21 protein-coding genes are annotated in these 19865 nt (G+C 75.4%); 14 read left to right on the top strand and 7 right to left on the bottom strand.

Features of this window, described 5'->3' with window-relative positions:
- Nucleotides 1-39: 39 nt before the first annotated feature.
- The gene (locus M8C11_RS24805; protein WP_252453604.1) at nt 40-660 is read left to right on the top strand and encodes a bifunctional 2-polyprenyl-6-hydroxyphenol methylase/3-demethylubiquinol 3-O-methyltransferase UbiG; all 621 of its coding nucleotides are present in this window, start codon (nt 40-42) and stop codon (nt 658-660) included.
- Between the two features lie 71 nt (nt 661-731).
- On the opposite strand, the gene M8C11_RS24810 is transcribed toward M8C11_RS24805, so the two are convergent.
- Both M8C11_RS24810 and M8C11_RS24815 read right to left on the bottom strand, forming a co-directional pair.
- Nucleotides 732-1241 carry a pyridoxamine 5'-phosphate oxidase family protein gene (locus tag M8C11_RS24810; protein WP_091427041.1) on the bottom strand — a complete coding sequence of 170 codons (510 nt, stop codon included), beginning with the start codon at nt 1239-1241 and terminating at the stop codon, nt 732-734.
- A 39-nt stretch (nt 1242-1280) separates the two neighbouring features.
- Nucleotides 1281-2300 (bottom strand): LacI family DNA-binding transcriptional regulator, encoded by a 1020-nt coding sequence (locus M8C11_RS24815; RefSeq protein ID WP_252453606.1) that lies wholly within the window; start codon nt 2298-2300, stop codon nt 1281-1283.
- A gap of 103 nt (nt 2301-2403) precedes the next feature.
- On the opposite strand from M8C11_RS24815, the gene M8C11_RS24820 reads away from it, so the two are divergent.
- The 9 genes from M8C11_RS24820 to M8C11_RS24860 all read left to right on the top strand — a co-directional run bounded on the left by M8C11_RS24820 (nt 2404) and on the right by M8C11_RS24860 (nt 11076).
- Nucleotides 2404-3555, top strand: coding sequence for a Gfo/Idh/MocA family protein (locus M8C11_RS24820; RefSeq protein ID WP_252453608.1), 1152 nt, complete (start codon nt 2404-2406; stop codon nt 3553-3555).
- A complete protein-coding gene (locus tag M8C11_RS24825; RefSeq protein ID WP_252453610.1) occupies nt 3552-4715 on the top strand; it encodes a dihydrodipicolinate synthase family protein in 1164 nt (387 codons plus the stop codon). The genes M8C11_RS24820 and M8C11_RS24825 overlap by 4 nt, the downstream gene beginning before the upstream one ends.
- Complete coding sequence (locus tag M8C11_RS24830) at nt 4712-5551, top strand: sugar phosphate isomerase/epimerase (RefSeq protein WP_252453612.1); 840 nt, start codon at nt 4712-4714, stop codon at nt 5549-5551. Before M8C11_RS24825 ends, M8C11_RS24830 begins: the two co-directional genes overlap by 4 nt.
- Nucleotides 5552-5625: 74 nt before the next feature.
- Nucleotides 5626-6789 (top strand): GDSL-type esterase/lipase family protein, encoded by a 1164-nt coding sequence (locus M8C11_RS24835; RefSeq protein ID WP_252453614.1) that lies wholly within the window; start codon nt 5626-5628, stop codon nt 6787-6789.
- Between the two features lie 64 nt (nt 6790-6853).
- Nucleotides 6854-7438, top strand: a complete 585-nt coding sequence (locus tag M8C11_RS24840; protein ID WP_252453616.1) for an RNA polymerase sigma factor — start codon at nt 6854-6856, stop codon at nt 7436-7438.
- A complete protein-coding gene (locus M8C11_RS24845; protein WP_252453618.1) occupies nt 7435-8247 on the top strand; it encodes a zf-HC2 domain-containing protein in 813 nt (270 codons plus the stop codon). The genes M8C11_RS24840 and M8C11_RS24845 overlap by 4 nt, the downstream gene beginning before the upstream one ends.
- A gap of 74 nt (nt 8248-8321) precedes the next feature.
- On the top strand, nt 8322-9116 hold the full coding sequence (locus tag M8C11_RS24850) for an ABC transporter ATP-binding protein (protein WP_120570014.1): 795 nt from the start codon (nt 8322-8324) through the stop codon (nt 9114-9116).
- On the top strand, nt 9116-10465 hold the full coding sequence (locus M8C11_RS24855; protein WP_252453622.1) for a hypothetical protein: 1350 nt from the start codon (nt 9116-9118) through the stop codon (nt 10463-10465). Before M8C11_RS24850 ends, M8C11_RS24855 begins: the two co-directional genes overlap by 1 nt.
- Entirely contained in the window at nt 10462-11076 is a 615-nt protein-coding gene (locus tag M8C11_RS24860; protein WP_252453625.1) for a hypothetical protein, read from the top strand. The genes M8C11_RS24855 and M8C11_RS24860 overlap by 4 nt, the downstream gene beginning before the upstream one ends.
- Nucleotides 11077-11121: 45 nt before the next feature.
- Here the strand turns inward: M8C11_RS24860 and M8C11_RS24865 are convergent, their stop codons facing one another.
- From M8C11_RS24865 to M8C11_RS24880, 4 genes are all read right to left on the bottom strand, one after another.
- Entirely contained in the window at nt 11122-11547 is a 426-nt protein-coding gene (locus M8C11_RS24865; protein WP_252453628.1) for an integrase, read from the bottom strand.
- An 81-nt stretch (nt 11548-11628) separates the two neighbouring features.
- A complete protein-coding gene (locus tag M8C11_RS24870; protein ID WP_252453631.1) occupies nt 11629-13581 on the bottom strand; it encodes a beta-propeller domain-containing protein in 1953 nt (650 codons plus the stop codon).
- An 86-nt stretch (nt 13582-13667) separates the two neighbouring features.
- Complete coding sequence (locus M8C11_RS24875; protein ID WP_018784437.1) at nt 13668-13964, bottom strand: MoaD/ThiS family protein; 297 nt, start codon at nt 13962-13964, stop codon at nt 13668-13670.
- Complete coding sequence (locus tag M8C11_RS24880) at nt 13961-15076, bottom strand: exo-alpha-sialidase (RefSeq protein ID WP_252453634.1); 1116 nt, start codon at nt 15074-15076, stop codon at nt 13961-13963. Before M8C11_RS24880 ends, M8C11_RS24875 begins: the two co-directional genes overlap by 4 nt.
- Before the next feature lie 165 nt (nt 15077-15241).
- Here M8C11_RS24880 and M8C11_RS24885 point away from each other — a divergent pair, with 165 nt between their 5' ends.
- From M8C11_RS24885 to M8C11_RS24895, 3 genes are all read left to right on the top strand, one after another.
- The gene (locus M8C11_RS24885) at nt 15242-15658 is read left to right on the top strand and encodes an MmcQ/YjbR family DNA-binding protein (protein WP_252453637.1); all 417 of its coding nucleotides are present in this window, start codon (nt 15242-15244) and stop codon (nt 15656-15658) included.
- 108 nt (nt 15659-15766) lie between these two features.
- Nucleotides 15767-16651 carry an ABC transporter ATP-binding protein gene (locus tag M8C11_RS24890; protein WP_252453640.1) on the top strand — a complete coding sequence of 295 codons (885 nt, stop codon included), beginning with the start codon at nt 15767-15769 and terminating at the stop codon, nt 16649-16651.
- On the top strand, nt 16648-18240 hold the full coding sequence (locus M8C11_RS24895) for a hypothetical protein (protein WP_252453643.1): 1593 nt from the start codon (nt 16648-16650) through the stop codon (nt 18238-18240). Before M8C11_RS24890 ends, M8C11_RS24895 begins: the two co-directional genes overlap by 4 nt.
- Before the next feature lies 1 nt (nt 18241).
- Here M8C11_RS24895 and M8C11_RS24900 read toward each other — a convergent pair whose 3' ends face one another.
- A complete protein-coding gene (locus tag M8C11_RS24900; protein WP_252453646.1) occupies nt 18242-18778 on the bottom strand; it encodes a GNAT family N-acetyltransferase in 537 nt (178 codons plus the stop codon).
- Between the two features lie 108 nt (nt 18779-18886).
- On the opposite strand from M8C11_RS24900, the gene M8C11_RS24905 reads away from it, so the two are divergent.
- Entirely contained in the window at nt 18887-19765 is an 879-nt protein-coding gene (locus M8C11_RS24905) for a S9 family peptidase (RefSeq protein ID WP_252453649.1), read from the top strand.
- Nucleotides 19766-19865: the final 100 nt, after the last annotated feature.

Genomic DNA, 19865 nt, shown 5'->3' on the forward strand with positions numbered 1-19865 from the left:
CGCTCGGGGGTGGGCCGGCACCGACCGAGGGGGTACGCGATGACCGACGAGCCGGACGACGTCCACTACGACCGCCTCTACCGCGACGCCGACCAGCCGCCGTGGGAGATCGGCGGGCCGCAGCCGGCGCTCGCCGAGGTCCTCGACACCGGGGTACGCGGCCCGCGCGTGCTCGACGTCGGCTGCGGCACCGGTGAGCTGGCGCTCGCGCTGGCCCGCCGCGGACACGACGTGACAGGCGTCGACATCTCGCCGGTGGCGATCGACCAGGCCCGGGCCAAGGCGTCAGCGGCGGGCCTGCCGGTGCGCTTCGAGGTGTGCGACGCGACGGCGATCCCGGTGCCGCCGGTGCCGTACGACTCGGTGTTCGACTCCGGGCTGCTGCACTCGCTGGACCGGCGGGGCGCTGCCGTGCGCGACTATTTGGCGCTGCTGCCACGGCTGACCGCGCCCGGCGGTGCGGTGTTCGTCCTGGCGGTGTCGCCGGACGCGGGCGAGGGCTGGGGCCTGGACGCCGACGCCCTGCGCGCGGCCTTCCCCGACCCGCTCTGGACGCAGGTGACTGTCGAGCCGATCGACGTGCTCGCCCAGGTCGGTGGCGGGGACCTGCACCTGGCCGGCAACCTGCTCCGCGCCACCCGCTCCCCCGCCGGTCCGTAGCGCGCCTCGGCCGCAGGTGGCGGGCCGCGGGCGACGCCCGCCGCGACACCACCGGCGAACGGTGAGCGGCGTCAGCGACGCCAGTGCTGGCGTGGGGCGTAGCCCTCGCGGCGCAGCCAGTGTTCGGTGTAGACGATGCGGTCGGCCTCGATCACGACGAGAGGGTCCTCGGGCGGCTCGGACAGCGACCGGCCCCGCTCGGCGTGTTCGTTCTCCCAGCGGAACGCGGCCCAGTGGCGGGCCCGGTCGGGGTGCTCCGGTCCGAGCACCCGGGCGGTGCCGAACACCTGGGCGCCGCGGCTGCTGGCGAGCCCGACCAGCGGCGCGAAGACGCCGACCGACACGCGCGGGTCGGCGGCGATGTTGCGCATCTTCGGTGAGCGCGGCGCGGCGGTGAACATCAGCGTGAAGTCGAGCGGGTAGTAGCGCACCGGCGTGGCCAGCGGCCCGTCCGGCCCGGCGGTGGCGAGCACGCACATGTTCTGCGACGACAGCAGGTTGAGGATGCGTTCGGCGAGGCGGTCCCGGTCCAGCTTCCTCGTCGGCGTCGGCCCGGTCAGCCAGGGGTTCGTCAGCGGCACGTGGCGTCCTCGATCATGACGGCACCCTACCGGCCGGGCTCAGGCGACCGGGGCCGTGCTGGCCCGCAGCACCACCTCGCCGGGCAGCCGCACGATCCGGCGGCGCCGACCGGCGTTCTCGGTCAGGGCCAGCTTCATCGCCTCCTCGCCGAGCCGGTGCAGCGGCAACGCCACTGTGGTCAGCGGCGGGGTGAGGTCGCGTACGACCGGGATGTCGTCGAAGCCGGCGACCGAGACGTCGCCGGGCACCGACAGCCCGCGGTCGCGCAGCGCCGCGTACGCGCCGACGGCCATCACGTCGGTGCACGCGAACACGCAGGTGGCGTCGAGCCCGCGGTCGAGCAGCTCGGTCATCGCCCGGTAGCCGCCGTCGCGGGTGAACGCCGCCTCGGCCACCGCGCCCGGGGCGAGCGTCACACCGGCGGCGGTCAGCTCGTCGCGGAACCCGCCGAGCCGGTCGGCGACTGTGGTCAGCTCGGGCGGGCCGGAGAGCACCGCGAAGCGGCGGTGCCCCAGGCCGAGCAGCGCGCGGGCCAGCTCGGCGGCGCCGGCCCGGTTCTCCGGCAGGACGCTGTCGACCTTCAGGGTGCGGTGCCGGCTGACCACCGCGACCCGGCCGCCGCCGTCGAGGTAGGGCGCCAGCTCGGCGGCCATGGCCCGCTCCCAGCGGGGGTCCTCGAATCCGGAGCCGATGAGCAGGATGGCCGGGGCGCGTTCGGCGCGCAGCATCGACACGTACGCGATCTCGCGTTCCGGGTCGCGGAACGTGCTGGCGAGCATGACCAGCAGGTCGTTGTCGGCGGCGACGCGCATGACGCCGCCGGCGACGGCGGCGAAGTAGGGGTCGGTGACGTCGTGGCAGACGACGCCGACGCTGCGGCGGGACGCGCCGGCCAGCGCGCGGGCGTGGGCGTTCGGGGTGTACGCGAGGCGCGCGGCGGCGGCCAGGACCCGGTCGTGCAGGTGCGGGGTGACGCGCCGCCCGTTGAGCGCCCGGGAGGCGGTGGCCAGGGATACGTCGGCCGCCCTGGCCACGTCTTCCAGCGTCACGTGCGACATCGATGCGTCTCCCTGCGGAACGTCTTGACCCGGTGTTCCGGCGTGGCTACGGTAGCACCCTGAAAGCGCTTACTGAAAGCGCATTCACCTGCGGGGAGGCCCAGTGGAACGCACGTCCGTCGGCATCATCCTCAACGGCGTCACCGGCCGGATGGGCTACCGGCAGCACCTCGTCCGGTCCCTGCTCGCCATCCGCGAACAGGGCGGCGTCCCGGCCCGCGACGGCAGCCGCATCTGGCCCGAGCTGACCCTGGTCGGCCGCGACGAGAACCGGCTCGCCGAGATCGCCGAGCGGCACGGGCTGTCGGCGTACACCACCGACCTGGACGCGGCGCTCGCCGACGACGCCCACCGGATCTACTTCGACGCGCAGGTGACCACCGCGCGGGAGAAGGCGATCCGGGCGGCGATCGAGGCCGGCAAGCACGTCTACACCGAGAAGCCGCTCGCCGAGGGGTTCCTCGCCTCGCTGGAGCTGGCCCGGCTCGCCGCCGCCAGGGGCGTCCGCAACGGCGTCGTGCAGGACAAGCTGTTCCTGCCCGGCCTGCGCAAGCTCAAGCGGCTCGTGGACGGCGGCTTCTTCGGCCGGATCCTGTCCGTGCGCGGCGAGTTCGGCTACTGGGTGTTCGAGGGCGACTGGCAGACCGCGCAGCGCCCGAGCTGGAACTACCGCGCCGAGGACGGCGGCGGCATCACGCTGGACATGTTCCCGCACTGGCACTACGTGCTGGAGCAGATCATCGCCCCGGTCACCGCCGTCACCGCCGTCACCGCCACCCACATCCCCGAGCGCGTCGACGAGACCGGCGCCCGCTACCGGGCCACCGCCGACGACGCCGCGTACGGCATCTTCGAGCTGGCCGGCGGCATCATCGCGCAGGTCAACTCCTCCTGGGCGGTCCGCGTGCACCGGGACGAGCTGGTCGAGTTCCAGGTCGACGGCACGCACGGCAGCGCTGTCGCCGGGCTGCGCGACTGCCGCATCCAGCACCGGGGCGCCACCCCGATGCCGGTGTGGAACCCCGACCTGCCGGCCACCGAGCCGTTCCGCGCGCAGTGGCAGACCGTGCCGGACAACGGCGAGCACGACAACGCGTTCAAGGTGCAGTGGGAGGCGTTCCTGCGGCACGTCGTCGACGACGAACCGTTCCCGTGGGACTTCCTCGCCGGCGCCCGGGGCGTGCAACTGGCCGAGGCCGGGCTGCGCTCGGCGCGGGAGGGGCGGCGGGTGCCGATCGAGGAGATCCCCCGGTGAGCACGCGGATCACGCTGCCGGTTCCGGGCGGTGGCACCGAGAAGCTGACGCTGCGGGAACCGCCCGCCTGGCACCGGCCGTCCGCGCCGCCGGCCGGCCGGATCGCGTACGCGGCGGCGCACGTCGTCGCCGACCCGTACGCCGACAACTCCCCCGGCCGCCCGGCGCGGCTGGACTGGGACACGACGCTCGCGGTGCGGCGCGACCTGTGGTCGTGGGGCCTGGGTGTGGCCGAGGCGATGGACACGGCGCAGCGCGGGATGGGGCTGGACTGGGCGGCCACCCGCGAGCTGATCCGGCGCAGCGCCGCCGAGGCCGCCGCCTGCAGCGGGCGCATCGTGGCCGGGGCCGGCACCGACCAGCTCACCGGCCCGCCCGCCACGCTCGACGAGGTGGTCGCCGCGTACGCCGAGCAGGTCACAGTGGTCCAGGAGTGCGGTGCCACGCCGGTGCTGATGGCCAGCCGGCACCTCGCCGCGCTCGCCACCGGCCCGGAGGACTACCTGCGCGTCTACGAACGGGTGCTGCGGGAGGCAGGCGCGCCCGTGGTGCTGCACTGGCTCGGCGACATGTTCGACCCGGCGCTGACCGGCTACTGGGGCTCGACCGACCTGGACGAGGCCACCGCGACGTTCGCGGCGCTGGTGCACGCCCACGCCGACCTGGTCGACGGGGTGAAGGTGTCGCTGCTCGACGCGGGCCGGGAGGTGCGGCTGCGGGAGCTGCTGCCGCCGGCCGTGAAGGTCTACACCGGCGACGACTACCACTACCCGGAGCTGATCGAGGGCGACGGGAAGCGGTTCAGCCACGCCCTGCTCGGCGCGTTCGCGGCGATCGCCCCGGCCGCGTCGGCGGCACTGGGACGCCTCGACGCGGACGACCCGGCCGGGTTCCGCGCCGTCCTCGACCCGACGGTGCCGCTGTCCCGGCACCTGTTCGCCCCGCCCACGCCGTACTACAAGACCGGCATCGCGTTCCTGTCCTGGCTGAACGGGCAGCAGCCGGGCTTCACCATGGTCGGCGGCCTGCACGGCGGGCGCGGCGTACCGCACCTGGTCGAGGCGTTCCGGCTGGCCGACGCCGCCGGGCTGCTGCGCGACCCGGAACTGGCGGCGCGGCGGATGCGCGCGTACCTCGACGTCGCGGGCGTGGCCGGATGACCGCCGACCCCCGGCTGGCCCGGCTGTCGCTCAACCAGCGCACCACGCGGCGCTGGTCGGTGGCGGAGGCGGTCGACGGGTGTGTGCGCGCCGGCATCCCGGCGATCGGGCTGTGGCGCGAGCCGGTGGCCGAGATCGGCGTACCGGCCGCCGCGCGGCTCGTCACCGGCGCCGGGCTGCGGGTGTCGTCGCTGTGCCGGGGCGGGTTCCTCACCGCCGCCGACGAGGCCGGACGAATCGAGGCCCTGGCGGACAACCGGCGCGCGATCGACGAGGCCGCCGCGCTGCGTGCCGCCTGCCTGGTGCTGGTCGTCGGCGGCCTGCCGCCCGGCTCCCGCGACCTGCCCGGTGCCCGGCGGCGGGTCGCCGACGCGCTGGCCGAGCTGGCGCCGTACGCCGCCGAGCGCGGGGTACGGCTCGCGCTGGAGCCGCTGCACCCGATGTACTGCGCCGACCGGGCGGTGCTGTCCACGCTCGGGCAGGCGCTCGACCTGGCCGAGGCGTTCCCGGCCGAGCAGGTCGGCGTCGTGGTGGACACGTTCCACGTCTGGTGGGATCCGGACGTGTGGCGGCAGATCGCCCGCGCCGGAACGCGGATCGCGAGCTTCCAGGTGTGCGACTTCCTCACCCCGCTGCCGGCCGACGTGCTGCTCGGGCGCGGCATGATGGGCGACGGGCACATCGACTTCCCGCCGCTGCGCCGCGCGGTGGAGGCCGCCGGGTACTCAGGCGACATCGAGGTGGAGATCTTCAACGCCGAGGTGTGGGACACCGACCCGGACCGGGTACTCGCCACCATGACCGCCCGGTACGTGGATCGGGTGCTCGCCGACTGACCCGGCGTGACGAGTCCGGCCTGTCGGATGAATCAGGTGGCCGCTCCCCCGGCTCCGGGGGCAGGATCGGGATCATGGCATCCCCGCACATCACCACCCCGATCACCTCCGACCTGCTGCGCGGCGCGCTCGACCTGGAACACACAGCGGACGGCGTGCTGCCGCACCGGCTGCCCGCGTGGGCCCGGGCGCAGAACGTCGACCCGCAGCTGATGACGGCGGAGGCGATGCCCTCGGGCGTAAGGCTGGTGTTCCGTACCCGCGCCACCACAGTCGAGCTGGACGTGCTGCCCACGAAGATGGTCTACCGGGGCACCGGGCCGCGACCCGACGGCCGCTACGACCTGGTCGTCGACGGCCGCCTCGCCGGTCAGGCCACCGCCGACGGCGGCAAGGTGCTCACCATCGACCTCGCCACCGGCACGTCCGGCGTCGAGGCCGGTCCGGTCGGCACGGTGCGCTTCACCGACCTGCCCGCCACCGACAAGGAGGTGGTGATCTGGCTGCCGCACCGGGAGATCACCGAGCTGGTCGCGCTGCGCACCGACGCGCCGGTCGAGCCGGCCGACACGGGTGGCCGCCGGGTGTGGCTGCACCACGGCAGCTCGATCAGCCACGGCTCGGACGCGGAGAGCCCCACCGGCACCTGGCCGGCGATCGCCGCCACGCTCGCCGGCGTGGAGCTGGTCAACCTCGGGTTCAGCGGCAGCGCTCTGCTCGACCCGTTCACCGCGCGGGCCATGCGGGACACCCCGGCCGACCTGATCAGCGTCAAGATCGGCATCAACGTGGTGAACAGCGACCTGATGCGGCTGCGCGCGTTCGGCCCCGCCGTGCACGGCTTCCTGGACACCCTCCGGGAGGGGCATCCGGACACCCCGCTGCTGGTCGTGTCGTCGATCCTGTGCCCGATCCAGGAGGACACGCCCGGCCCGGGCGCGGTCGAGTTCGTCGACGGGCGGGTGCGGTTCCGGGCCACCGGCGACCCGGCCGAGGTGGCGTCCGGCCGGCTCACGCTGCGCGTCATCCGCGCCGAGCTGGCCCGGATCGTGGCGTCCCGGGCCGCGGACCCGAACCTGCACTACCTCGACGGCCTGGAGCTGTACGGCGAGGCCGACTACGCCGAACTGCCGCTGCCCGACGAGCTGCACCCCGACCCGGCCGCCGACCGGCGCATCGGCGAGCGGTTCGCCGCGCTGGCGTTCGGACCGAAGGGACCGTTCGCCGCACCGGAGTGACGGACACCCACCCACGGCGCGGTGTGACCCAGGTCACGCCGCGCCGTGATCCGTCGGAGGTGCCGTGAACGACCATCTAGGCGTGGGAGGAAGCCAACAGGACGAGGAGCGGCTGCTGCGGCGGGTCGCGCGCGCCGACCTGGACGCGTTCGACGAGCTGTACCGGCGTACGTCGCCGTGGCTCGCGATCCGGCTGCGGCGGCGGTGCGCCGACGACGGCATCGTCGCCGAGGTCCTCCAGGACACGTACCTGACGGTGTGGCGGGCCGCCGGCTCGTTCAGCGGGATCCGGCCCTCCGGCGGCGCGGACGCGCCGGGTGGCTCGGCCGCCGGCTGGATCTGGACCATCGCGGCCCGGCGCCTGGTCGACGCGCTGCGCCGCCGCGCCCGGGTGCAGGAGGTGCCGACCGACGTGCTGCCGGTACGCAGCGCGCCGGCCGCCGAGGACGAGGCGCTCGCCGGGTCGCTCGGCTCGGAGGTGGGCGCCGCGCTGGACGCCCTCGCACCGGAGCTGCGGGCGGTGCTCGCCGCGATGGTCCTGGACGGGCTGACCGTCCGGGAGACCTCCGTCCTGCTGGGGGTGCCGGAAGGCACCGTGAAGAGCCGGGCGCGGCGTGCCCGCAACGCGCTACGGGAGGCGCTGGCATGACCGCTCACGTTCCCCCCTCGGCCCTGACCGCGTACGCCGCGGGCAGCCCCGACGACGCCGCCGCCTGGACGATCGAGGTGCACCTGGAGGGCTGCGCCGAGTGCCGGGACCGGCTCGGCGAGCTGGCCGCCCCGCCGCTGCGGGCCCTGCTCGGCGACACCCGGGAGGCGATCCTGGAACAGGCGCGCACCGGGCCACGGCCGGTGCGCCGGCGTCCGCTGCGGCGGTGGTGGCTGCGCTGGACCGACTGGTCGCTGCTGGCCTGGGCGGCCATGACCTGCACGGCGATCCTCGCCGCGGTGCTGCTGGACCGCAACTACCCGGACCAGCCGTCGGCGGTGCTGCTGCTGGCGCCGGTGGCGCCGCTGGCCGGGCTCGCGGTGGCCTGGTCGCGACGCGCCAACCCGAACTGGGAGGTGGTCGCCGGCACCGCCCGCGCCGGGCTGGAACTGCTGCTGCGCCGTACCCTCGCGGTTCTGCTCCTGGTGGCGCCGGTGCTCGCGGTGGCCGGGCTGGCGGTCGGCCGCAACCCCGCGCTGTGGCTGCTGCCCTGCCTGACGTTCACCGCGGCGACGCTGCTGCTCGGCAGCCGCGTCGGCGTGCCGCTGGCCGCCGCCGTCCTCGGCGGCGGCTGGCTCGCGGCGGTCGCGGCCGTGTCGATCATCGGCGGCGCCGACCCGGCCCGCGCCGCCGCCGCGACCGACGCCCTGCTCCGGCCCGCCACCATGCCCGCCTGGGCGGCGGCCGCCGTCGTGCTCACTCTGCTGACCGCGCTGCGCGCCGAACACCTGCGGCGGCCCGCCGGCTGACGCCGGCCCCCCGGAACCACGCCACGGCGCCCCGACGGCGCCGCGGACCACCCTGCCCCGAGAAGGAGACGACATTGGTACGCGCAGTGAGCGCCGACGAGGTGGCGCCGACCCGGCACGCCTGGCGGATCGAGGCGGTGGGACTGTCGGTGAAGGCCGGGCGGCACCTGGCCGTCGACAACCTCGGCCTGACGCTCGGCACCGGCGTGCACGGGCTGCTCGGCCCGAACGGCGCCGGCAAGAGCACGCTGATGCGCGCGCTCGCCACTGTGGTCAAGCCGCACGCCGGCGTGCTGCGGCTGCTCGGCGCGGACGCCGCCACGACCCGTGAGCTGCGCCCGGTGCGCCGCCGCCTCGGCTACCTGCCGCAGCAGTTCGGCTACTACCCCCGGTTCACGGTCCGGGAGTACGTCGAGTACGTGGCCTGGCTGCGGGAGATGCCCGCCTCCGCGGTGCCGGGCGCCGCCCAGCGGGCAATCGACCGGGTACGCCTCACCGACCGGGCCGACGCCAAGCTCAAGTCGCTGTCCGGCGGCATGCTGCGCCGGGCCGGCATCGCCCAGGCGATCGTGAACGAACCGGAGCTGCTGCTGCTCGACGAACCGACTGTCGGCCTGGACCCGGAGCAGCGGGTGCAGTTCCGCGAGCTGATCCGCGAACTCGGCGCGGACGCGTGCGTGCTGGTCTCGACCCACCTGGTGGAGGACGTGGTGGCGGCCTGCTCCGACGTCATCCTGATGGACGACGGCGCCCGCGTGTTCCAGGGCCTGCCCGCCGACCTGGTCCGCCACGGCGAGACCGGCGGCGTCGGCGACAGCGCAGCGGAGCGCGGCTACTCGTACCTCCTCCAGCAGCACCGGGGCGCGTGATGATCCGACAGGTCCGTATCGAACTGCGCCGCTCGAACGCGCCGGCCGTGGCGGTGCTGCTCCTCGTCATCGGGATCCTCGGCGTCGCCAGCATGTACAGCTTCTGGCAGGGACAGTGGCTGCGGCTGGGCTACGTGCACTCCTCGGCCATGTTCCTCCTGATGCCCCTGGCGCTGGCCGGCGGCGCGGTGCTCGGCCGCCGGGACCGGCGCACCCGCGCCGACGAGCTGATGAACAGCACCGGCCGGCCCCGCTGGCAGCGCACGCTGCCGGCGATGACCGCGCTCGGCGTCGCCGTCGCGGCCGCGCACCTGCTCGTGCTCGCCGGCGGTGCGGCGCTGGTCGCCACCGGCGGCGCCTACGTCGGCGTACGCGGGCTCGCCGGGCCCCTGGTCGACGTGCTGGTGCTCGTCGGCGCGGCCTGGTGCGGCACGGCCGTCGGGCGCCTGTGGCCCTCACCGCTGCTGCCCCCGCTGCTGGCCGCCGCCGCGCTGGTCGCGCAGGAGGGCACGTCCATGCTCGCGGGTGCGGACAGCAAGGTGTCGAACGTGTCCCTCATGATCAACTGGCCGCCGGACACGCCCTGGGAGACGCTGTCGGACCGGCTGCTGCTGAGCCGGCTGGCGCTGGGGGCCGGGCTGGTGCTCGCCGGCCTGCTCCTGGCGGCGGGCGGGTCGTGGCTGACCCGGGCCGGCGCGCTCGCGGGCCTGGCCGGCGGCGTGGCGGGTCTCGTGCTGATCGGCGTGCCCGGCCCGGCCGGGATCTGGCAGCTCGACCCGGGAGCGCGCCGCTACGTCTGCGCCGACGGCGCGCCGCAGGTGTGCGTCACCGCCGTCAACGCGCACCTGCTGCCCGAGGTCACCACCGAGGCCCACCGAGGGCTGCGCGCGCTGGCGAAGCTGCCGGACGCACCGACCCGCGCGGCGGAGTTGCGGCTGGACACCATCGGCAGCAACGACAGCGAGCAGTGGCACCGGCCCAAGCCCGCACCCGGCACCGTCCAGTTCCTCCTCGAGGTCGACCCGGACACCGGCCGGGCCGCGGACGTGGCCGAGCGCATCGCCCTGGGCGGCGGCACCATGTGGTCCGGCTGCGGCCGCAGCGGCGACGACATCGCCCCGGCGATCGTCGCGGCCTGGCTGCTGGACACCGAGACCGTACGGCTGTGGGACTCCTGGACCGGATACCGGTACGCCGACGAGCAGCAGGAGGAGATCCGGGCCGGGGTGCGGCAACTGCGCGCGCTGCCCGAGCCGGAGCAGATGCGGCGGGTCACCGCGCTGCGGGACGCGGCCGCGCGGTGCGAGCCGGACCTGATGCCGGCGCTCACCGGACGGGCCGCGCCGTGAGCCGCTGGCTGCCGCTGTACGTGCGGTCCCGCCGGCTACCCGCCGCCCTGGCCGGATCCGCTGTCGCGGTCGCCGTGATGGCCGCCGCCTGGTCCGGCTTCACCGATCGCCCCGAGGTGCCCGCCGGCCTCGCCGTGCTCACCACCGCGCTGGCGGTGGCGCCGCTCGGGCCGACGCTGGCCGGCACCGACCCGGCGCTGGAGCGGACCGCCGCGTGGTCCTGGCCGCCGCGCCGGGCCGGGCACCTGCTCACGTACGGCGCGGCGGTGGTCGGGATGCTGGCCGCCGCCCGCGTTCTCGGCGCGGACTTCGGTCCGCCGGCCGCGCTGGCCCGCAACACGGCCGGGCTGATCGGGCTGGTCGGGCTCGGCGCCGCGCTCGCAGGCGCGCGGGCCGCCTGGCAGGTGCCGACCGCCTGGGCCGCCCTGGGGGCGTTCCTGGCCGTCCCGGGCGGGCCGCAATGGCGGCAGGCGGCGCTGTGGATGGCGCAGGAGCCGGGCAACCGGATCGCCGCGGTCACCGCCGCGACGTTCCTCCTCGGCGGCGTCGTCGCACACGCGCTGCGGGTGGGACCGCAGGTGGCGGCGGCCGAGGCGGCGCTGGAACAGTGAGGGAACCGGGCCTCGTCGCGCACTCGTGGGCGCGGCGAGGCCCGGTCAGCCGCCGTTCGTGGCGGTCCACGCCGACTCGACGCGCCGCGTCGGGTCGCCGCCCTCCGGTCCGCGCAGCCGGTCGGTGAGCAGGAAGCCGGGCAGCCGGAACCGGGCGGCGTGCTCCCGCTCCGTGAGCGGGTACGTGCCTCCGCGCCGATCGGGCTGCCATCCGTGCCGCAGGGCGTACTCGATGACGGCGCGTACGTCGGCCGAGGTCGGATAGACGTCGTCGACGGCACAGGGCGGCCATGGTGTGCCCCACGTGGTCGACAGCAGATCCGCCTGGAGCGCCCGGCTCGTCTTCCCGCCGCCCCAGATCCGAAGCCGGACGCAGCGGTGGCAGTCGGTGTCGCCCCGCACCTCCCGGATCTCCGCCCGCCAGGTGAAGGTGCGCCCGTCGATGCACAGTCGTCGCAGCCGGATCCGCACGGCCCGATCATCCGGGACGCCGCCCGCCGCCGCGACGGGTTTCCCGGCCGGCGTCAGACCAGTGGCTTCCTTCGGTCGGCGTCAGGTCAGCGGCACCCAGGCCAGGGTGGTCATGCCGGACAGGGCGGTCGCCTTGAGACCGGCGTCGGAGACCGTCCAGAGCACACCGTCGACCATCAGCGAGCGGCGGATCGGGGTCCACTCGCCGCCGTCGGTGAGCGCGCCCGGATGGTCGACGGCGCCGGCGACCGTGAAGCCCTTGTCGCCCATGCGCAGCGCCAGCACACCACCGGACGGCGTGCCCTTGACGCTCTCGGCCCGGTCGGTCACCACGCCCGGCCGCTGCACCGGGATCACCACCAGGCGCTCCGGCGCCCAGTACAGGAACGCGTGCGGGTCGTTCTCCGCCTCGGACCAGCCGCCCGCGACGTGGTGCTGGGCGATCCGCGCCGGCCGGGCCGGGTCGGCCACGTCGAACAGCGACACCTGCGTGCCCGTCACCCGCCCCTGGTCGGTCGCGTCCTGGCCGACCCCGATCAGGCGGCCGTCGCCGGCCGGGTGCAGGTACGACGAATACCCGTTGATCTTCAACTCGCCGGTGACCCGGGGCGCGGCCGGGTCACGCAGGTCCACACCGTACAGCGGGTCGGTCTGCCGGAACGTGACCACGTATCCGGTGCCGCCGACGAACCGCACCGCGAAGATCCGCTCGCCCTTGCCCAGACCGGTGACCGCGCCGACCCGCGTCAGCGTGGCGCCGTCGGTGCGCAGCACGTAGACGCCGGACTGCGAGGTGGTCCGCCGGCCCCAGGTGTCACCCGTCGTGGTCGCCACACGCAGGTGACCGTCCCACTCGGACAGCGCGTACTGGTCGATCAGCCAGCCGGGCACGGACCCGGCGGCGACGAAGCGGGGCGTGCCCGCCGCGGTGTCGAACTGGTAGATCTCGGTGTTGGTGTCGCGTGCCGCGGACGGCCCGCCACGCCACGTCCGCCAGCGCTGGTCGTTGGCGACGTAGAGGCGTGCGCCGTTGCTGTAGACGGTGTCGCCGTCGGCGGCCACGGTGACCGGGTCACCGGCGCCGAGCGCGGACGCGCCCAGGTCGAAGCTGAGCACAGTCACCATCGACGCGCCGGAGAAGCCCGCCGGCCGGCTGACCCGGTCGCAGCCGACCCGTCCGGTGCCGACGGTCCGCACGTCGTCGCGGATCTCGTAGCGGGGCAGCCAGTCGTCGAGCGTGGCCTTGTCGATGACCGCGCGGTTGGCGGCGATCCGCTGGGCGTCCGTCTTGCGATCGGACCGGTAGGGGAAGTCGAGCCGTGGCGCGGACCGGATCACCACGCGGGCGGTCGCGCCGGACTGCCGGGCGTCGACCAGGAGGCCGTCGATCCGGTACTCCCCGACCACGCGCGGCGGTCCGGCGAGGTCCAGCAGGACCAGCCGGGCCTGCGGGGTCGTGCCCGGGCGCGTCTGCCTGCCCGGTACGGGGCCCTTGACGGTCCGTCCGGCGCGCAGCAGCACGAGCGCCCGGTCGCCGTGCAGCAGCAGGCTCGCCTCGCCGCCGGAGAACCGCTCGGCGTCGGGATCGAGCGCCAGCCGGCCGGTCACGCGACGGCTCGCCGGGTCGACCACTGACAGCACGCCCCGGGTGACCGTGACGATCCGCTTCCCGTCGGTCTTGACCAGGTCCGGTTCGTCCACGCCGGCCTCGTGCACGTTGGTGCCGGAGTAGCCCGCCGCGGACGCCCCGCTCGCGTCCTTGGCGACGCCGCCGAGCGCCGTCGCCCGTTCCGCGCTGAACTGCCGGAGGTCGTCCGCGCCGAATCCCCACGGGCCGACCGCCGCCTTCGCGGCCGTGCGGAGCTGCCGCAGCGCCTCGTCGCAGCCGTCGAACGCCACCAGCCGCAGCCCGCCGGCCGGTACGACCCGCCCGGTGGGTGGCGGGTCGGCGGCCGGCGGTGACGCGGTGCAGCCGGCGAGAGCCAGCGTGACGGTCAGCGTGCATCCGAGCGTCCGGTATCCGTGACGGGTCATGCCGGTCAGACGTGGCGCTGGCGAGCGCGGTTCCCGGTCGTGCCGCTCAACCGCCGGTGGTGCCGCTCAACGGCCGGCCGTGGCGCTCAACCGCCCGCCATCGCGCCGAGCACGATGAACGGCTCCTTGCCGGCGACCACCTCCTCCGGCAGCGGGTCGTCCGGGGACTCGTTGGAGAGGTCCAGCTCGCAGGCGTAGAAGCGGACGAACGGCCGGCGCTTCCCGCTGTGCCGGTCACGGATCGTGCCGAGCAGCATCGGGTACGCGGCCTCCAGCGCGTCGAGCACCTCCCGCTGGGTGGGCGGCCCGGCCACCTCGACGCGTACCTCGCCGGTGACGTGCGCCAGGTTCTTCAGGTGCGCCGGCAGCACCACCCGGATCACGGCAGCACCTGGACCTCGACCGAGAGCACGCCCGGCAGGTCCCGCACGATCGGCGCCCACGTGTCGCCGCCGTCGGCCGAGTGGTAGACCTGACCGCCGGTGGTGCCGAAGTAGATGCCGCACGGGTCGAGCGTGTCGACGGCCATCGCGTCGCGCAGCACGTTGACGTAGCAGTGCGACTGCGGCAGCCCCTCGGTCAGCGGCTCCCAGTGCTCACCGCCGGTACGGCTGCGGTAGACGCGCAGCTTGCCCTCCGGCGGGTAGTGCAGCGAGTCGCTGGTGATCGGCACCACGTAGACCGTCTCCGGCTCGTGCGCGTGCACCGCGATCGGGAAGCCGAAGTCCGTCGGCAGGTCGCCGCTGACCTCCCGCCAGTTGGCGCCCGCGTCGTCGGTGCGCATGACGTCCCAGTGCTTCTGCATGAACAGCGTGTCCGGCCGGGACGGGTGCTGGGCGAGACGGTGCACGCAGTGCCCGACCTCGGAGTCGGTGTCGGGGATCTCGCCGGAACGCAGGCCCTTGTTGATCGGCAGCCAGCTCGCGCCGCCGTCGTCGCTGCGGAACGCGCCCGCCGCCGAGATCGCGACGTAGATCCGGTCCTGGTCGGCCGCGTCGAGGATGATCGTGTGCAGGCACATCCCGCCCGCGCCGGGCTGCCAGGACGGGCCGGTCGGGTGCTGCCGCAGCGCGGTCAGCTCGGACCACTTCTGACCGCCGTCGGTGGACAGGTAGAGGGCGGCGTCCTCGCCGCCCGCGTACACGGTGTCGGGGTCGTGGCGGGACGGCTCCAGGTGCCAGATCCGCTTGAACTCCCACGGCCGTGGGGTGCCGTCGTACCAGAGGTGCTGCCCCACCTCGCCGCTGTAGGCGAAGTCGTTGCCGACAGTCGCCCAGGTCCGGCCGCCGTCGTCCGAGCGCTGGATCAACTGCCCGAACCAGCCGCCGGACTGGGACGCGTACAGCCGGTCCGGTTCGACGGGTGAACCGGTCAGGTGGTAGATCTCCCAGCCGCCGAAGTGCGGCCCGTCGACGGTCCAGTCGTCGCGCCTGCCGTCCGAGGTCAGGATGAACGCGCCCTTGCGCGTGCCGACAAGTACTCGTACGCCGCTCATGTCTCGTCCTCTCGTCCGAGGGGTTCTCCCCGCAATGACCGTGCGGCTCACCGAAACTCATCGCTGTCGTACTCCCCGGCTACGACATTTCCTTCCCGGACGCGCGGCGGCGGGCCGCCACGCCGGTGCGGCCGGATTGTCGGGGGCTGCGGCTAGCCTGCGCGCATGACCGGCCCCGGAGACGTCCCACCCGAGCACCTCGCCCGCCTGCGGCCGGTCTGCCTCGGCCTGCCGGAGACCTACGAGGAAGCGGCCTGGGTGGGCGTGCGATGGCGCGTCCGCGGCCGGACGTTCGCCCACGTGCTCACCGTCGACCCGGGCCACCAGGCGGCGTACGCGCGGGCCGCGGCGACCGACGAGCCGGTCTGCGTGATGACGTTCCGCTCCCCCGGTGACGAGATCGCCGGGCTGCTCGCGGCCGGGCCGCACTTCTTCAAGCCGGACTGGGCCGCCGACGTGGTCGGGCTGCGGCTGGACGCGGACACGGACTGGACCGAGGTCGCCGAACTGCTCACCGAGAGCTACTGCGTGCTGGCCCCGAAGAAGCTGGTGGCGCTGGTCGACCGGCCGGTGGGGCCATGACGACACGGGCGGGGCTTCCCCGGGGCGGGACATCGGCAGTACGGTGAACGCGGTGTGCCGGGAAGCCTGGTCGGCGGTCGTCGTCCCGCCGTCTCCAGGAGCCGCGCCATGGGAGTCCCCGCCGTCCGCACCCGTGATCTGACGAAGCACTACGGCCGCCTGGTGGCCCTCGACGGCCTGGACCTGACAGTCGAAGCCGGTGAGGTGGTCGGTCTCCTCGGCCCCAACGGCGCCGGCAAGTCCACCACGATCCGGTTGCTGCTCGGCCTCGCCCGTCCCACCCGGGGTGTCGCCCGGATCTTCGAGGCGGACGCCGCTGACGTGCGGGCGGCGCACCGGCTGCTGGCGTACGTGCCCGCCGACGTGGCGCTCTGGCCGCACCTCACCGGCGCGGAGATCCTCGACCTGCTCGCCGCGACCGGTCCCGGCGTGGACGCCGGCTACCGGGCCGACCTCGTCGAGCGGTTCGCGCTCGACCCGTCCCGCCCGGCCGGCACCTACTCGACCGGCAACCGGCAGAAGGTCGCGCTGGTCGCCGCGTTCGCCACCCGGGCGCCGCTGCTCGTCCTCGACGAGCCGACGAGCGGGCTGGATCCGCTGATGGAGCTGCAGTTCCGCCGCGCGGTGGGCGAGGCGCGGGACAACGGGCAGAGCGTGCTGCTCTGCTCGCACCAGCTCGCCGAGGCGGAGGCGGTCTGCGACCGGGTGGCGATCCTGCGGGCCGGCCGGCTCGTCGACATCGCCCCGGTGCCGCAGTTGCGGCGGCTGCACCGCAGCGAGGTGACGGTAGGGTTCACCGGCCCCGCACCCGGCCTGGCCGGCGTGCCCGGCGTCGAAGCGGTCGAGGAGCGGCAGGGACTGCTGCGCTTCACCCTCGCCGGCCCGCCCGCCGCCGCGCTGCGCGCCCTGTCCGGCGCGGAGATCACCTCGCTGACCGTACGCGAGCCGAGCCTGGAGGAGATCTTCCTCGACTACTACGGGGAGCAGTCGTGACCCGCCCGGCCGGCACAGCGGTCAGCCTGCTCGCCGCCCGCGGCATCTGGCGGCCGGCCCTCGTCGTGACCGGTCTGACCGTCGGCATGTCCGCCCTGGTGGTGGCCACCTACGCCGGCGCCGTCGGCGAGGGCATGGACGTCGCCGCCCTGGAGGCGCTGGCGCACAACCCGGCGATCCGTACGTTGTTCGGCGAGCCCGTCGCCCTGGACACCGCCGGTGGGTTCACCGTGTGGCGCACCGGCACGGTGCTGGCCGTGCTGGTCAGCGTGTGGAGCCTGCTGGCGACCGTCCGGGTGACCCGGGGCGAGGAGGAGGCCGGCCGGTGGGGGTTGCTGCTCGCCGGCCGGCTGACACCCGCGGCGGTGCTGCGGCGTCACCTGGCGCCGCTGACGGCGACGTCGGCGGTGGCCGGTTCGCTGCTCGCGGCCGCGCTGACGGCGGCCGGCACGCCGTGGCAGGGTGCGCTGCTGCACGGGGCCGGTCTCGCCTCGGCCGGGGCGTTCGCGGTCGCGGTGGGCGCGGTCGTCGTGCAGGTCCAGCCGACCCGGGCGGGGGCGGCCGGTAGCGGCCTCGCCGTGCTCGGGGCCGGCCTGCTGGCGCGGATGGCCGGCGACTCCGGGCCGGCGGCGGCGTGGCTGCGGTGGCTGCCGCCGTACGGTCCGCTCGCGCTCACCCGCCCGTACCACGAGAACCGGTGGGCGCCGCTGCTCGTGTCGCTGGCCGCCGTCGTCGTGCTGACCGGGGCGGCGCTGGCCCTGTGCGCCCGGCGCGACGTGGGCGCCGGGCTGCTGCGCCCACCGGCCGGCCGGGCACCGCGACGCCACCTGCTGCACTCGGTGCCGGCCTTCGCGATGCGGCGCGCCCTGCGTCCGCTCGCCGGCTGGGCCGCCGGTGTCACCGCCTACTTCCTGCTGATCGGCGTGCTCGCCACGTCGCTGACCGGCTTCCTGGAGCAGAACCCCGCCTTCGCCGACCTCGCCGCGCGGGCGGGCTTCGGCGGGCTCGACCGGGTCCGGGGGTACGTGGCCACGCTGTTCGCGCTGCTGGCGGTGCCGATCGGCGCGTTCGCCACCGCGCGGTTGAACGCCTTCGTCGCCGCCGAGGTCGCCGGCCGGCTCACGCTGCTGCGGGCCGGCCCGGTCAGCCGGGTCCGGCTGCTCGCCGCCGAGGTGGGCAGCGCGTCCGCCGGGGCGGTGGCGCTGGCGATCGCGGCCGGTCTCGCGACGTGGCTGGGCACCACGGTGGTCGGCGCCGGCCTGCCGCTCACCGCCGCCCTGGCGGGCACGCTCAACGTGCTGCCGCTGGCGTTGCTCGGCGCCGGGGCGGCCACCCTCGCCGTCGGCGCGGCGCCCCGGCTCGTTCCCGTGCTGGGCATGCTGCCCACAGCGGGTGGTTTCCTGCTGACGGTGGTGACGGAGAGCGTGCGCGCGCCCGCCTGGATCGGCGCGCTGTCCCCGTACGCGCATCTCGCCGCCGTGCCCGACGCGGAGCCGAACTGGACGGCTCAGGGCGTGCTGGTTGCGGCGGCGTTCGCCCTGGCGGCCCTGGGCGGCTGGGCCTACGGCCGCCGGGATGTGGCGGGCTGAGTCAGCCGAGCTTCTTGCGTAGCGTCTCGAACGCCAGGTCCGGCCGCAGCGGCACGCCGAAGCGCTCGTCGCCGTACGGGAACGGGCTCAGCTCGCCGGTGCGCACGTAGCCGCGCCGCTCGTACCAGGCGATCAGGTCGTCACGCTGGACGATCACTGTCATCCGCATCTCGCCGGCGTGCCACTGCTCGGCCGCGTAGCGCTCGGCCTCGGCCAGCAGCTCCCGGCCCAGGCCGCCGCCCTGCCGGCCGGGGGCCACCGCGAACATGCCGAAGTAGACGTGGTCGTCGCGGCGTTCGAGCTGGCAGCAGGCCACCAGGGCGCCGTCCTGCTCGGCGACCAGCACCACGCCGCCCGGGCCGGTGACCGCCGCGGTCACCATCTCCGGGTCGGTGCGCTGCCCGGCCAGCAGGTCCGCCTCGTGGGTCCAGCCCTGGCGGCTGCGCTCGCCCCGGTACGCCGACTCGATCAGGTCGACGAGGGCGGCCACGTCCTCGGGGCGGGCGACCCGGACGGCACGGGGTGCGGGGCTGGTCATGGCGGTTCTCCACGGTCGCGGCGACGTACCTGGTCAGCGTACGCACGCGGGTGTCCCGGACGGCGGCCGGGACCACCGGCCGGGACGGCTCGTGGTTCACTGCCCGGCATGGAGACGACGGTCGGCGCGGCGGGACTGCCGGCGGTCGTCGACCTGCCGGCCGGGCCGGTACGCGGCGGCCTCGTCGTGCTGCACGGCTCGCACGCCGGGCAACGCTCCCACTTCCTCTACGCGCACCTGGCCCGGCTGCTGCCTCCGGCCGGGATCGCGGTGCTGCGCTACGACCGCCGCCCCCGGATCGACGGGCACGACGTGCCGCTGGCCGACCAGGCCGAGGACGCGTCGGCCGCGGTGACCGAGCTGCGCCGGCACGTCGGGGCGGCCCCGGTCGGGCTCTGGGGTTTCAGCCAGGGCGCGTGGGCGGCGGCGCTCACCGCCACCCGCTGTCCGGTCGGCTTCCTGGTCCTGGTCGGGTGCAGCGGCGTGAGCCCCGCGAGGCAGATGCGCTACGGCACCGCCGAGCAGTTGCGCCGCAACGGGTACGGCCCGGCCGACGTGGCTGAGCTGGTCGAGTTGCGCGCGCTCGCCGAGGACTACCTGCGCGGCGACGTGACCCGCCCGGTGGCGCAGGCGGCGATCGACGCGGCGGCGCGGCGCCAGTGGTTCCCGCTGGCGTTCCTGCCCGAGGAGCTGCCCGCCACGCCCGGCACCTGGACCGACATGGACTACGACCCGGCGCCGGTCCTGGCGCGGCTGACCGGCCCGGTGCTGCTCTGTCACGGCGAGACGGACGCGTGGGTCCCGATCGAGGAGAGCCTCGCGGTGTGGCGGCGGAGCGCCCGCGACGTCGAGCTGACGGTGGCCCGGCTGGCCGGTTGCGACCACGCCCCCACGCTCGGGGAGCGCGAGGACCTGGACGGCGTCAGCCCGCAGTACGAGCGGGTCCTGCTCGACTGGCTCGACCGGACGCTGCCGCCGCCGGGCTGAGTGGCCGGGCTGAGTGGGCGGGCTGGGTGGCCGGGCTGGGTGGCCGGGCTGGGTGGCCGGGCTGGGTGGCCGGGCTGGGTGGCCGGGCGCCCGCCCCGCG

The sequence above is a fragment of the Micromonospora sp. CPM1 genome (genome assembly GCF_023896895.1).
Lineage (GTDB): Bacteria > Actinomycetota > Actinomycetes > Mycobacteriales > Micromonosporaceae > Micromonospora > Micromonospora tulbaghiae.